The 12,766-nt window shown below is 59.5% G+C and carries 15 protein-coding genes; 5 read left to right on the top strand and 10 right to left on the bottom strand.

Annotation, left to right across the window (positions count from 1 at the left end):
* Nucleotides 1–31: 31 nt before the first annotated feature.
* The 4 genes from L879_RS0110965 (at nt 32) to L879_RS0110980 (ending at nt 3,474) form a co-directional block, all read left to right on the top strand.
* A complete protein-coding gene (locus L879_RS0110965; protein ID WP_027316146.1) occupies nt 32–793 on the top strand; it encodes a nucleotidyltransferase domain-containing protein in 762 nt (253 codons plus the stop codon).
* A complete protein-coding gene (locus L879_RS0110970; protein WP_027316147.1) occupies nt 790–1,518 on the top strand; it encodes a DUF6602 domain-containing protein in 729 nt (242 codons plus the stop codon). The genes L879_RS0110965 and L879_RS0110970 overlap by 4 nt, the downstream gene beginning before the upstream one ends.
* Nucleotides 1,519–1,612: 94 nt before the next feature.
* Entirely contained in the window at nt 1,613–2,770 is a 1,158-nt protein-coding gene (locus tag L879_RS0110975; protein WP_027316148.1) for a hypothetical protein, read from the top strand.
* Nucleotides 2,771–3,024: 254 nt separating this feature from the next.
* On the top strand, nt 3,025–3,474 hold the full coding sequence (locus tag L879_RS0110980; protein ID WP_027316149.1) for a hypothetical protein: 450 nt from the start codon (nt 3,025–3,027) through the stop codon (nt 3,472–3,474).
* Between the two features lie 155 nt (nt 3,475–3,629).
* Here the strand turns inward: L879_RS0110980 and L879_RS21325 are convergent, their stop codons facing one another.
* Together L879_RS21325 and L879_RS21330 are read right to left on the bottom strand one after the other, a co-directional pair.
* Nucleotides 3,630–3,827, bottom strand: a complete 198-nt coding sequence (locus L879_RS21325; protein ID WP_035459314.1) for a hypothetical protein — start codon at nt 3,825–3,827, stop codon at nt 3,630–3,632.
* A 52-nt stretch (nt 3,828–3,879) separates the two neighbouring features.
* On the bottom strand, nt 3,880–4,065 hold the full coding sequence (locus L879_RS21330; RefSeq protein ID WP_035459316.1) for a hypothetical protein: 186 nt from the start codon (nt 4,063–4,065) through the stop codon (nt 3,880–3,882).
* Between the two features lie 151 nt (nt 4,066–4,216).
* On the opposite strand from L879_RS21330, the gene L879_RS23240 reads away from it, so the two are divergent.
* Nucleotides 4,217–4,657 carry a very short patch repair endonuclease gene (locus L879_RS23240; RefSeq protein WP_245265215.1) on the top strand — a complete coding sequence of 147 codons (441 nt, stop codon included), beginning with the start codon at nt 4,217–4,219 and terminating at the stop codon, nt 4,655–4,657.
* Here L879_RS23240 and L879_RS0110995 read toward each other — a convergent pair.
* From L879_RS0110995 to L879_RS21340, 8 genes are all read right to left on the bottom strand, one after another.
* Nucleotides 4,560–5,576, bottom strand: coding sequence for a hypothetical protein (locus tag L879_RS0110995; RefSeq protein ID WP_035459317.1), 1,017 nt, complete (start codon nt 5,574–5,576; stop codon nt 4,560–4,562). The genes L879_RS23240 and L879_RS0110995 overlap by 98 nt on opposite strands.
* Before the next feature lie 67 nt (nt 5,577–5,643).
* Complete coding sequence (locus L879_RS0111000) at nt 5,644–6,648, bottom strand: DNA cytosine methyltransferase (protein WP_084020933.1); 1,005 nt, start codon at nt 6,646–6,648, stop codon at nt 5,644–5,646.
* Nucleotides 6,649–7,121: 473 nt separating this feature from the next.
* Nucleotides 7,122–8,783: a DUF262 domain-containing protein gene (locus L879_RS0111005; protein ID WP_027316152.1), complete on the bottom strand. Its 1,662-nt coding sequence runs from the start codon at nt 8,781–8,783 to the stop codon at nt 7,122–7,124.
* A 67-nt stretch (nt 8,784–8,850) separates the two neighbouring features.
* The gene (locus L879_RS24080; RefSeq protein WP_027316153.1) at nt 8,851–9,033 is read right to left on the bottom strand and encodes a YdcA family protein; all 183 of its coding nucleotides are present in this window, start codon (nt 9,031–9,033) and stop codon (nt 8,851–8,853) included.
* A gap of 123 nt (nt 9,034–9,156) precedes the next feature.
* The gene (locus tag L879_RS24255) at nt 9,157–9,645 is read right to left on the bottom strand and encodes a thermonuclease family protein (protein WP_368086319.1); all 489 of its coding nucleotides are present in this window, start codon (nt 9,643–9,645) and stop codon (nt 9,157–9,159) included.
* Between the two features lie 451 nt (nt 9,646–10,096).
* Nucleotides 10,097–10,693, bottom strand: coding sequence for a hypothetical protein (locus L879_RS0111020; protein ID WP_027316155.1), 597 nt, complete (start codon nt 10,691–10,693; stop codon nt 10,097–10,099).
* A 35-nt stretch (nt 10,694–10,728) separates the two neighbouring features.
* Nucleotides 10,729–11,940, bottom strand: a complete 1,212-nt coding sequence (locus L879_RS0111025) for a hypothetical protein (RefSeq protein ID WP_027316156.1) — start codon at nt 11,938–11,940, stop codon at nt 10,729–10,731.
* On the bottom strand, nt 11,940–12,311 hold the full coding sequence (locus tag L879_RS21340) for an Ig-like domain-containing protein (protein WP_051435238.1): 372 nt from the start codon (nt 12,309–12,311) through the stop codon (nt 11,940–11,942). Before L879_RS21340 ends, L879_RS0111025 begins: the two co-directional genes overlap by 1 nt.
* Nucleotides 12,312–12,766: the final 455 nt, after the last annotated feature.

Here is a 12,766-nt window from a genome sequence, read left to right on the forward strand (position 1 = left end):
ACGGACTGAGGCTTCAGCACGAAAGGTAATCATGACGGCCGACCAGTATCTGTACCAAATCCTAAGCCGCGAGGCCGTTGACAGCGGGCCTCACTCTCCAGCCAGGGGCTGTCAAGCGCTGCTGCTGCCTATCATTCAGCAATGGGCTGGCAATCAGCTTGCCGGCGTTGCTCCCAGCGGCTCATTCGCAAAGGGTACGGCGAATGCTAGCGGAACCGACATCGACCTGTTCATCTCTCTTAAGAGCGATACGACCAATACCCTTAGGGAAATTTACGACGGCCTTTTTGAATGGATGCGAAACCATCAGTTTTCGCCGCGCCGCCAAAACGTGTCTATCGGTGTGAAGGTTGGCGGCTTCGACGTGGACCTCGTCCCGGGCAAGCGCCAGGATCCTTTGAGCGGTGACCATAGCCTATTCCGCAACCGGACGGGCACCTGGACCAAGACCAACGTCGCCACCCATATCGGGCTCGTGTCCGGTTCGGGCCGGCTCGACGAGATTCGCATCCTCAAGCTCTGGCGCAACCAGAAGAGATTGGATTTCCCCTCATTCTACCTTGAACTTACGGTGATCGAGGCGTTGCGAACCGTCTACTACGGCAGCCTCTCGGCCAACGTGTGGATGGTGTTCGAATACCTGCGGGACAGCTTCATGACGGCTCGCGTCCAGGATCCCGCCAACACGAACAACATCCTTTCGGACGAGCTGACACAAGAGGCGAAGATGACCATCAAGCGAACTGCAATCCAAGCACTCAGTGCACAGCATTGGGAGGAGATCGTCACATGACTTGGTCTCTTGAACGCCTGTTATCGGATCTGCATGACGATATCCAACAGCGCCTGGCCCGGGTTCGGGGCTCCATCGGGCATTCACCGTCGAAGGGCGCGGCCAGCGAGGCCGTTTGGCTGGAGCTGCTCCAGACGTATTTGCCTGAGCGTTACCGCGCGGACACGGCGTTCGTGGTGGACAGCGAGGGTGCCTTCAGCGAACAGATCGACGTGGTGGTCTACGACCGCCAATATTCACCCTTCATCTTCAAGTTCGAAGGGCAGAAGGTCATTCCGGCCGAAAGCGTCTACGCCGTCTTCGAAGCGAAACAATCCGTCAATGCTGCCCAGGTCGGCTATGCCCAGGACAAGGCGGCGAGCGTCCGCAGGCTGCATCGCACCAGCCTTCCCATCCCGCACGCCGGCGGCGTCTATCCACCCAAGCCTCTGCCGCACATCCTGGCGGGCCTGCTCACGCTCGAGAGCGACTGGAAACCGGCATTTGGCCAGCCCTTAGCCGATGCGCTCGACGGTGTCGACGCGGCTGGCCGCCTCGATCTCGGATGCGTCGCGGCTCATGGCCATTACGCTTTTGACGCTTCGGCAAGGTATTCGTTTGTTCCGGAAGGCAGGCCGGCGACAGCGTTTCTCTTCGAGCTGATCGCGCGGCTCCAGGCGAGCGCAACCGTGCCTATGGTCGATATCCGGGCTTATGCCCGGTGGCTGACCGGTAAGCCAACGTGATCTGAACTGATCGTCGATGGCTTCGGCCACTTGTGCAGGCAGCCCAAAATCCGTGCCGACTCACAAACAATCAAACCATCAGAGGAAGCCTGCGATGGAACTTGCGCGCCAAGAGCTGTACGCTCGCGTCTGGGAAACTCCTATGAGCCGTCTGGCCGCCCAGTACGGCATCACCGGCAATGGCTTGGCGAAGATCTGCGACCGGCTGAAGGTGCCATACCCGCCACGGGGCTACTGGGCCAAGAAGGCTGCGGGCAAGAAGGTCGTCACATATCGCCTTCCCGCGCCGGATGCGAACACGCCCAAGAGCGTGACCATCATTCCCTCCCCGCCTCCCAAGAAGCCGCCTGAGTTGCCTCCGGATATCAAACTGAAGGCAGAACAGGCTAGGGAGAGCACATCTCAGATATCGGTGCCTGAGCGACTGGTGCGTCCTCATCCCGTTATTGCGGGCTGGCTCGCCGAGCACGACCGTAAAAAGCAGGAGGCACGCAGAGAGCGTGATCCATGGAGAAAGAGCCTCTTGGACCCAGGCGAGTTCAGCCCCTCTGACCAGCGGAAGCATCGGATTCTCAACGCTCTCTTCAAGGAGCTTGAGCGCCATGGAGCAAAGATCAAGGAGGGGGAGCGCCGTACCCTATATGCCGAGCTGTTGGGGGAGCGAGTTGAGCTTCAGATCCGGGAAAAGCAGAAACAAATCCGCCGATCTCTTACGGAGCGGGAGAAGCGCTGGCATCAGCCAGGAGATCGCGACTGGAAGCAAGAGCTTCAGCCGACCGGATATCTTGTGTTCGCGATCAAGACCTATCTCCCCAATAACCTCCGCACGGAATGGCTGGAGACGGCCGAAAAGCGTTTGGAGAGCTTCTTACCCGACATCATTGCGACGTTGGTCGCTGCAGGCCCGTTATTGGTTGAGCGGAGGCGGCAGCGAGAAGAGGAAGAACGCCAGAGGCGGATTGCCGAGCAAAAACGCTACGAGGAGCAACAGCGCAAGAAGCAGGATGACAATCGCTGGCGTCGGTTCAATGGCCTTGCAGTTCAATGGAGGGAGGCCGAGGTGGCTCGCAACTTCCTGAATGCTCTGAAAGAAACCGACAAGGACCTTGGGAAAGAGGTCGGAGGCCTGCGTCTGCGCGATTGGATCACGTGGGCGGAGCAGCGTCTTGAACAGGCCGATCCTCTTAATCATGGAGTTGAGGCTATCTTTGAAGCGATCGCATCGGTGAACGATTGGACTTACAGAGATTAGGTTCCCGCTGGCGCTTCATGCTTAGGTAATCCAGCCCCGTAGGCCTTGTGCCGAGCGGCGGATTGGCCCCTGGCCGGAACGTCTCGATCTCGAAGGGCCAGGCTGGATTTAGCCGACGCCTCCCGCCGCTCCGGATAAAATTACATTTTTCTTGCCTGGCCCTCTTGTCGCGAGTCCGGCCGAATCTAAATCCGTAGATTCGGACTCAACTTCCGATAGCAAAAATGCAGATAATATGACCAGGAGATGCAACGATGAATACCATGAAAGCAAGCCTTGCGGCCCTTATCGCCGTCAGCGCCACTCCGACCCTCGCATTCACCTCCGATCTTCGAGCGCCGGTCGGATCGAAGATCGAGGAGGTGAGAGCGGCCTATGAGACCCCTCTGAAGCCGACGATGTCTGAGTCAGGCTCGGCCCTGTGGCTCAAGACGAAGGGCGTCCAATACTTCTTTGATGACAAAGGGGTGGCAAAGACGGTCCGCGTTGAGGAGCCCTTCAAGGGCAAGATCGCGGGCATCGGTCTCGGCGACAACAAGGAACAGGTCGTCAAGGCGCTCGGCGCGCCGCTCGCCACCAAGAGCTTGGCCGCGGTCGACATCGCTGGCGAGCGCACGCTCCGCTTCTATCTCGATGACGAGGTCACAGGGGCTTTTGTCCTTGATCGCGACGGCAAGGTTGTGAGGATGTTCGTGTCCCGGTAATGCCGTTTGCCCGAACAACTAGGAGGGCCGCCGCGGCCCTCCTAGGCCGAAAATTTGATAGTGTGCGCTAACAACCTAAACGCGGCTCTCCCCTTAGCGTCTCCCGGCTGCCATCAGCGCAGCGACTATGCTCCGCCTCTCCGCGATTTTCTCGTCTAACCGTCGTTTTCGCGCTCGGCGAGCGCATCTTGCAACGCAGCCTCGACCCGCGCCTCGATATCGGCGAGGCGCATGCCAGCCTGAGCGAGCTGAATGATCAGCTCCGGGATCCGGCCGCTCTTGGGGCCGTAGAGCTCCCAGTCGTAGACCGCGTCGCGGTCGTCTGGATGGATTCGCGCGTAACCCTCGTCCATGGGCCTGCCTTGGTCTTGTAGGATCGGTGCTGTTGGAGAGGCTCCCCGCATCTTACTCCGCGTCGCCGCTCTTCTCTGGCGGCCCCGCGATGAGCCGGAAGCTTGGGATCGTCGAGCCGTTCCACCTCTCGACCTCCTCCCCGCAGCGATCACAGTTAAAGTTGTCCCTATCCCGGAACGGCACCTTCGTCTCGGTCACTTCGTAGACCGCGCCACACTCGCAGGTGACTGTACGCATCGTAGGATCCTAATCGGCTTGTAGGCGTTTGCCCGAGGTGAGCTTAAGCCAAAAGCCAATTGCTGGCGAGGCCGACTCGAATAATGAACGTAGCGGAAATTGATAGGACATGAGCAGCCCCGCGGAGACGCCGGAACACCGCAGTTGGACGATGTCCCGCGTGCGGAGCAAAGACACAGCCCCTGAAATGGTTGTTCGCCGTCTTGTCCATGCGATGGGCTACAGGTTCCGGCTTCATGGCGGAAAGCTGCCGGGCAAGCCAGACCTGGTTTTCCCAGGCCGGCGCAAGGTGATCTTCGTCCATGGCTGCTTCTGGCACCGGCATGACGATCCCAGCTGCAAGCTCTCGAGGACTCCCAAGTCAAATCTGGACTACTGGCGGCCGAAATTCGAGAGAAATCGGGAGCGGGACGCCGTGAACCTCGAACGCCTCACAGAGCTAGGATGGGAGGCGCTCGTGATCTGGGAGTGCCAGACGAGGGATAGGGAGGCGCTCACCCGTTTGATCCATAATTTTCTAGGAACAAATGCTCGGACGGCTTCCAGTCCTGGCCCTTGGCGAACTCGTCAGCCCGCCTCAGCCACTCCTTGATCCGATGCTCGGGCGCACAGGGTTGCCCCCAATACTCGATGAAGAGCTCGTCCTCAAGATAGTAAGCGGCCTCGCGCATCTCATCTGCGATATCAAGCAGTGCTCTGAGAATATAATTGCCCCCGCGGCTTGCGTTTCCACGCAAGGCGACGCTGCCCGCCGAAAACAGGTCTCGAGCCTGAGGGCAAAGAACGCCATGTCGCATAAGGATGTACATGACGACATCGCTATATTTGGTCCTAACCCGCGAACCCGCAACAACTTGTGGGCAGAGCAGGACTCCTTCCGCTCTCAGCTTTCGCTTCTCCTGTTGCGAAAGATTCATATATAGGCGCAATTCAACAGGAAGCGAAAAAGAGGGCTTGTTATCACCCTCAAGCCACCAAAGCTTTTCGCCCTCCTTCAGCCTCCCTCGGGCATAGCCGCGAATGTGCTCCATTTTTTCATGCATGGGGAGCTTGCAAAATTCAGGGTATGACACACCAATCTTTCGAAAGAGCGACTCCTCCGCCCCCATCTCGATCTCGAACCGCGGAACATGGGAGGTGCGGACGTGCATTACGACATCCTCGTAACGCGCCCATCGGATCTCAGGCGTCCCGCCCATTTTGCCGAAGACCACATAGATGTCCGTGACATCCGCGTTCCGGCTGCCTTCGGAGACGCTGTTAGCGATGCTCCTCCACGTGTCCTTCTCGGTGAACTTCACCTCAATGCCATATCGGCCCATGGGAACGTCTGGGAATTCCTGCGCCTTAGGCTCCGTGCTCACGAGCTCGCCGTTAAAGCCGCCGAGATCATTGATGGACTCGCGGATCAGGCGCTCGAACGCGGCGGCGCTCTTGGGAGCGTCCGCGGCGATCTCCTGACGGAGGCGCTCGCACAAGGTTTCGAGAAAGTCTTCGTAGGTCACAGGCATAGCCAAGCGCTCCTCGCAGCATGGCTATGCCTATCTCAAAATTTCTACTTGTGGTATATGCCGGGAGTTATTTCAGCAGCTTTTTCACAGCGTTCGCGACGTGCCAGGCGAGCACCGGCGGCACGGCGTTGCCGATCTGGCGCTCCGTCTCGCGCAGCTTCGCATCGAAGATGAAATCGTCCGGGAAGCTCTGGATGCGCGCGGCCTCACGCATGGAGATGCGGCGGTTCAGCGAGTAGTGCCACTGGATGTTGCCGTGGCACTCCGCACGAATGGTGTACGCGGCGCGATCAGCCCGGAGCTTCCTGTTCCCTTGCTCCGGGCTGCGCTTGGCCATGCTCCAGATGTGGCTGAAACGCTCGTCCCACTCCGCGGCCTCAAGATCCGAGATCGCGGTTTCGGCGGTGACCCACTCCTCTTCGGAGAGAATGGGCTTGGGCGGCTGAAACTTTGGGACGGACGGAAGCGTGCCGACGATAAAGACGCGCTCCCGCGACTGCGGGACGCCGTAGCTCGCGGCATGATAGAGCTCGACCGAGAGGTCGTATCCAAGCGAGCTGAAGTCGTCGATCACCCTTTTCAAGGACGACTGGTTGTTCCTGTTGAGCAGGCCCTTGACGTTCTCCGCGACGAAGACCAGCGGCTTCGTGTTCCTCACGACCTGCACCATGGCGCGGTAGAGCCCGCTCCGCGCTCCATCGACGCCGCGCCCCTTGCCGTTGACGGATATGTCCTGGCAGGGGAAGCCGCCGATCACGATGTCGGCGGTCGAGGGCATTCTCTCGATGAGCTGCCAGATGTCGCCATGATGCACCTCGCTGCCCAAGTTGCGGCGGTACGTCCGGCACGCCACCTCATTCAGGTCGTTGGCCCACACGATGTCGAACGGATGGCGGGCGTACTTCTTCCCGAGGAAGCTGAACCCGCCCCGGAAGCCCAGGTCCATGCCACCGCATCCCGAAAACAGCGAGATCACCTCAAATCGTTTCTGCTTGCTGGGCCGGATCCGCGCCACATCATAATTGGCTCGCTCCACGGCTTGAGCCTCGGTGAGGTTCAAGGGACGGTTCATCAGGATATCTCGCTACTTCGGTTTGGGGGTTAATATACCACGGCGGGCGGCCATATCAGGCCGCATCGCCGCGGGCGGGAAGGTTCTCCACATCTTCAATGAGGGTTGGGCCAGGGCCCGAAACGGCTTGCGCCCCGATTCGCGAAGGGTTTCTTAAAGGCCGGAGCGGAGAGATTCTACCTGGAGAGCGAATCAGCCGTCAATTCAACCGCCTGTAAGCGGGAAGAAATTGCAAGTCCTCGGATATGCCTGAGACCGTGTCGAGAGACGATTTCAGCGCTTTGTTTTTTCAAGCGCTCGCGCGACGCGCGTGGAGACCGCCCAGCAGAAGCCCTAGGGCGTTCAACCGATTGATGAGGCACGCGCCCCTAAGGGCCTTCATCAGCCGCGCCGGTTCAGGGAAGGCTTTGATGCGCTAAGGCCAGGATGCTGTCCTGGCCTCAATGCCTCTCATCAGCCGCTGAAGAAAAATCTCAGTCAGCCCATTCTTGCCGGACGAAGTCCTCGATCAGCTTTGTTCTTGCATGCACGGAGGCCTCATCCCAGCCCGACTTCGCTATGGTCTGGCCTACCCTGCGCGTCGCTGCGAGGCCGAGTGTAATGTACGTTTCCGCCTTTATAGCGGGCGGCTTGTCCTTCAGCGCCGAATTCACCTCAGGCGGCAGCATCGTCAGGTTCCCAAGGTGATGGATGTGCTCGGCACCGGAGCTCTGAGGCTCGATGTGCTCGATGGATTTCGACGGCTCCACGCCCCAAATCTTATTCCACTGCGAGGCGTCGAATTTTTCGCCGGCCTCCCGCGCCAGATGCTCATCGTAACGGAAGAGGAGGTATCGAAGCTCTTCGGTCCAACCCTCATAGCATTGATCCCATTCGATCTTCTTGAGGACTTCGTTGATCGAGTATCCTTTTCCAACAGCGGCGAGGCGCTCGCGGATCTTTGTCTCATCGAGTTGACTAGAGAGAACATCGTACGCCAGGCGAACGTACTCTCCAACGAGCCGCCGCGTGTCCGCGCCCGCCAGACAGAAGATGCGGAAGGTCAACCGCTCCCATCGCCCGAGAAGATCCTCCTCGACCTCCTTGGGGAATCCTCTGAGGAGGATGGCTGCGGCGAGGAAGCGCGCGTGCATGATCCGGGTAATCGCTCTGCGGCGCACGTCGCTGTCAAGGCGGTTCACCACCTCAACAACCTTGCGAAGGAACTCGCCAGCCGCAACGATGGTCTTCACGTGCGTTCCGGCGACATCTGTGAGAACAGCGGCGGCGTCGGACTGACTGATAACCCTGTTGGGACGTTGCGCCAGCTTGAAGGCTCCTGCGAAGCGGAGGGCCTCGTCCCCAAGATCGGCGCGCAGGCCGAGGACGCGGTAGATATCTTTCCAGATCTCCTGCATCTCGTGGAGGGATTCCGCGCGCCCCGCCTCCTGCGGCGTCGCGAAGATAAGAGCCATCAGTTGGCTCTTGAGCTTGTCGATCCACTTCACGTCCAGGCCGCGGCTGTTGAGCACCTCGAAGACGCGGTAGACGATCGCCTCGTCATGGATCTCATGGTAGATCAGGGACAGACTGTTGCGCAGGATCGCGACGAGATCGATCAGCGTCCTTTTCTCATGCCACCGTTTGACGAACCCCTCGCAATCTCTGGCGGCATCAACCAAGTTGCGATCCGCAGCTGTCTTGACGCGGTCCTCGTGGATCTCGCCTTGCCTCAGATAGTCGAGAAAGACGCTGCTGCTGTCATGGTTCGTCTGCAATAGCACGAGGCAATGGTCATCGCCTTTGACCAGAAGCTCGGCGATCTCCCGCTTGATCTTCCCCTCCCCAGCCTTCTCCGGGTCAAGGGCCCTCTCGATCGCTTTGAGGAGGATAACGAAGGTGGTCAGCCTCTGCTGGCCGTCGACGATGTCGACGGTGAGGAACTCGTCTGCGGCGATGCGGCGCTTGTCGCGCGCGAGGCAGACGACGGTCGCCATGAAGTGCTCGCGCCCCGTCTCGGCGACCTCCTCGATGTCGGAGAAAAGGTCTTTTCGCTGCTTGGTGCCCCAGGCATAGGCGCGCTGGTAATCCGGGATGCGGAAAAGCCTTCCCAGCAGCAGGTTGTTGAGCGTGACGTGCTTGGGATCCATGTGCATGGCATCACCTTGAAGAAAGTGTTCGGATGTCTGGGGGCCGATGACGATGCCGAGCCGTGCGTCGGGCTCAGCGCGAACAGATCTTCTTCGACGCGCTGATCGAGCCGTCCTTGCAGACGAACTTGCCGCTGCGGCACGCGGCGACGCCGCCTTTTTTGCCGGAGCATGGCGTGTTTCGCGCTTCCGCGTAAGACACGAAAGATATCGCGCCACAGGTGATGATGGCCAGTGCCAGACCCAGCTTCTTCATGATGCGCCCCTCATATTGCAGATACAGCTTCACCGCTGATTAGTTTGCAACTTATAGGAGGTCTCCCATTCGTCAAAGCGCTACTTAGGAAGTGTCAGGGGGTCTGATTGGACCTTCTGGATGTCAGCCCCTAGGAGATCGCCAACCTGCCGCCTTGGCCTCCTCTTCCGAGCAGAACCACCGTTCGCCCCGCGCCTCGTCAATCTGAGTGTTCTCATAGTGGCGGCTGCCGGGCAGATGGTAGATCCGGCCCGAGCCCGAGACATTACCCTTGATGGCACAGGTCCGCGAGCCTGGACGCGGTGCTCCGCCCGTTTCCGAGGCCAATCGCTCTCCTCTGCGCCATGCCCACGGCTTCACAAAAGTTCCGGCCCACAAACCCCGCTTGGCGTTCCTCGCCTCCGCTTCCCCATCGGCATAGCGGCCATCGGAGTATTGGCCGTACTCGACCGCCCATCCTTGACGGACCAGCTCGCCGTTGATGTCTCGCCCACCAGCCTCACAGACCGCGACGGACCGGCCATAACGATCGCGGTCCTCCTCCAGGCAGGAAACCCGGCCATTGCGTCCGATCAGGCTCGCGAGCGCATCCGCCGCCCGTGATCCGCACAGATATCGCCTGCCCTGTGCATCGTCACAGGTCTGCCGTCCCTCTCTGGAGCATCGACGCCGTACAGCCGGATCCGTGTTCTCTCGCCCCTGATCGCCAAGGTGTCGCCGTCGATCACCTCAGCCACCCCGACGAGGCTCTGCGCGTTCACGGGCGCAGCAAGCAGCCCCGCGGCAAGCGCAAGCGGCAGCGCCCTCAACGTCCTTCGAACCACCCTCATAAAAAGGCCCCTTTCAGCAAAATGCATTGACCGTTGGATGCTGGGGCGGCGCACCGTCTTCAGACGTGGCCGGTTCCCCCAGGAGCGGATCTTCGCCAATGCTTCCGTCATAGCCATGCTGACATAGGAGGGATAGTCCTCCTCATGTCCGAGTGGAGATCCCGTAAATCCGATCAAGAGGCAATCTCATCGTCAATGGAATGATCGAGAAGTCAGACACGTGCGAGCAGGTGTCACCGAACCTCGACGTTCTTCGTGCAGGATCGCACAAACTTTCCCTTGGCCGTTACCCGAAACGATACCGTTCTCTCGGATGGATCATAGGTGGCATACGTGCGCTCGTCCGGTTCGGCAAGGTCGCCGCGACTGCCGAGCGGGAACCATTGATAGCAGGCGCGGGTGTCCTGCGCCTTTTTCTCACCCGTCGGCAGGATCGTCACGATCTTTGCTGGGCAGTCCTCCGCCCACGAAACGGCGCTGGCAGAGGAGTTTGCCGAGGCCGCGCAGCCGTCCTCGGAGGTGTTATCCAGGACGATGCTGGCGATGACGACATTGTCGCCGTCCTTGATCTCTTTCCACAGAATGGTCCACGGGCCATTCTCGTCTGGAGCGAGCTTCCGCATGAAGCTGAGCTCCGCAGAGTTGCGTACATAGGCAGCATTCATCGCTGCGATCCTGTCCTTCCAGAATTCGACGACCGGAAAGCGATCCGCACCCGGTTTGTTGACCGCGAGCGCATGCATCTCGTCATTGGGCGACTGAGCTTGGGCGACAAGAGCCGCGCAGACGGAAACCGCGAGAGCAGATATGATTATGACGATCTTCTTCAAAGATGATCTCCAGAGCTGATTTGGACGGGACAGGGCTACCTCTTCCCCACAAATGTCTTGATGTCAGACCTGCACTTGTCGATCTTCGCGCCACGGAGAAACGCATCGAAAATGCTGCTGCTTCCCGCGCCTTCTGCGCCAAGGCCTGCCAAGATGCCCCCCACCGCCGCATCCTTCATCGCGACCAGCTCTTCGTTGGTGGAGTTGATGCCGAGGCAGCTCACAAATGCCCCAGGGCCATCGAAAGGGGCAGCGGGCCGGTCGAGCGTCTCGATCAGTTCTACCGTGCGTCCGTTGGCGTCCTCGACCGGGGCGAGCTTCGCCTGCGCGATAGTCTCCTCCTCGCCTATGGGCCCGAACTCGAGCCAGCGGGTTTTCCAGATCCAGCCTTTCTGGCGCAAGCGCACCTGGACGCCCTCCATCCCGGCGCTGCATACGAGTTTGCCGAAATGAAAGGCCTCCAGTCCCTGCCTGCCACGCAACGCAAGGAGCTCACCGCTGAAGGCTTCATCAGGATCAGCAGCCTTCAACGCTGCCCTGCACCGCTGACCCGGTATCTCGCGCTTCTTCGCCTCGCAGGTCCGTTTTAGCTCGGCCCACGCCGGTGAGGGGAGATCATCGAGGGGGCGCTTCACACAATTGCCGAAGCAAACCTGCAAGATGAAAGGAGCGCAATTGTCGTTTGCGGCACCGAGAGCCTCGTTGGACAGGCCTGCATCGTCGTATTCCTGCACGATCCGAGCCCGTACTCTCTCAACGACGGACGTAAGGTAGGGAGCAACCGCGCGATCATGCATCTCCTTGAACCGCTGACGGACGGACGGGGCTAAAAATGGGCTTTTGTGATCCGGGCCAGCGATCTGGGTCAGTTCCTCTTCCCTCAGGACGAAAGGCCAGAGATCCGTGATGTCTGCCCGCGGCGCATTTGCCACCCTAACGGCTTCCCTCTTGGCGGCGTCCTGGTACCCAAGAGCGTAGCTGGCTAAGACCCCCAAGATGTACTTCTCGGCGTCCGCCGTGCACTGCTCCACCGTCCCGTAGCCTTTCTGAGAGAAGCTGCGACACAGAGTGCTCTCGGAACGGATGGGCCGTTCATCCAGCGTGACCTGGAGACGCTGCAGGATACCGGATATCTCTGAGGTACTAGATTGAAGGGCACCTGCGGCACCAGGATCTTCTGCGAACGCCGGAGCTGTTGCTCCGGCGACGAGAATGCCGGCGAGCGCGAGAATTGGGAGCCCCTTCATTACGGGAGGACTGTGACCGTCATGTCGACGGTGCGCTTGGCGCTGTTGCCGTAGCGGTCCATCTGCGTCCGGGTGTACGTGAACGAATCTGTCCCCGTGAAGCCTTTCTTCGAACGGTAATAAACACGAAACCCTTTGAGCACGACTTCCCCGTTCTTGGGCTTCTTCAGCACGGCGGGATCCGAGATGCCGGCTGCGCCCGCACCCATCCCGACGGAGCACCATGCATTTGACGTCGTCGTCATCTGGCCCTGGACCGTCTGGTTGTCGGCGGTTGGGATCGTCGGCACGCGGCATTCCGCGAGCGCCGGCGTCGCGACGCTGAGTGCAAGGCCTGCGACGAGGCCGGCGAGCGTGATCGATGTTTTCATAAGCGTTATCCTTGCGTCAAAACCCCTGGATCGAGCACAGCCGCTCGGGGTGCAGCAGCCGCGTTGCGCTGGACTCGTCAAAAAAGAGACGCAGCAATCTCATCGGTATTCGTCGACGCGAATACCGTATTCGCTTCTGGTAATACCGTTTAGAATTCCGATGTATTGAGATTTACGGCAGCGTATCGGCGCACGTTCAGACCGACTCCATCAAGTATTACTTGACAGATACGCGCTTTCAGCGAGCATATTCTCTATGAGAGACTGCTTAATCTGAGATGACCAGAAAACGAACATTTTGAGTAATGTTCTAACGAAATGAGTCGAGCGCTCACTGTAGGTTGAATTGAAAGGACTTTTTGCGGCGGCAAGCAAGCAATCAAACGGGGGCGTGAAACATTCAATTTGAGTCAACGGCAACGATTGAAGAACGAAATCAGAAAAAGCGGGACGAA

The sequence above is a fragment of the Microvirga flocculans ATCC BAA-817 genome (genome assembly GCF_000518665.1).
GTDB lineage: Bacteria > Pseudomonadota > Alphaproteobacteria > Rhizobiales > Beijerinckiaceae > Microvirga > Microvirga flocculans.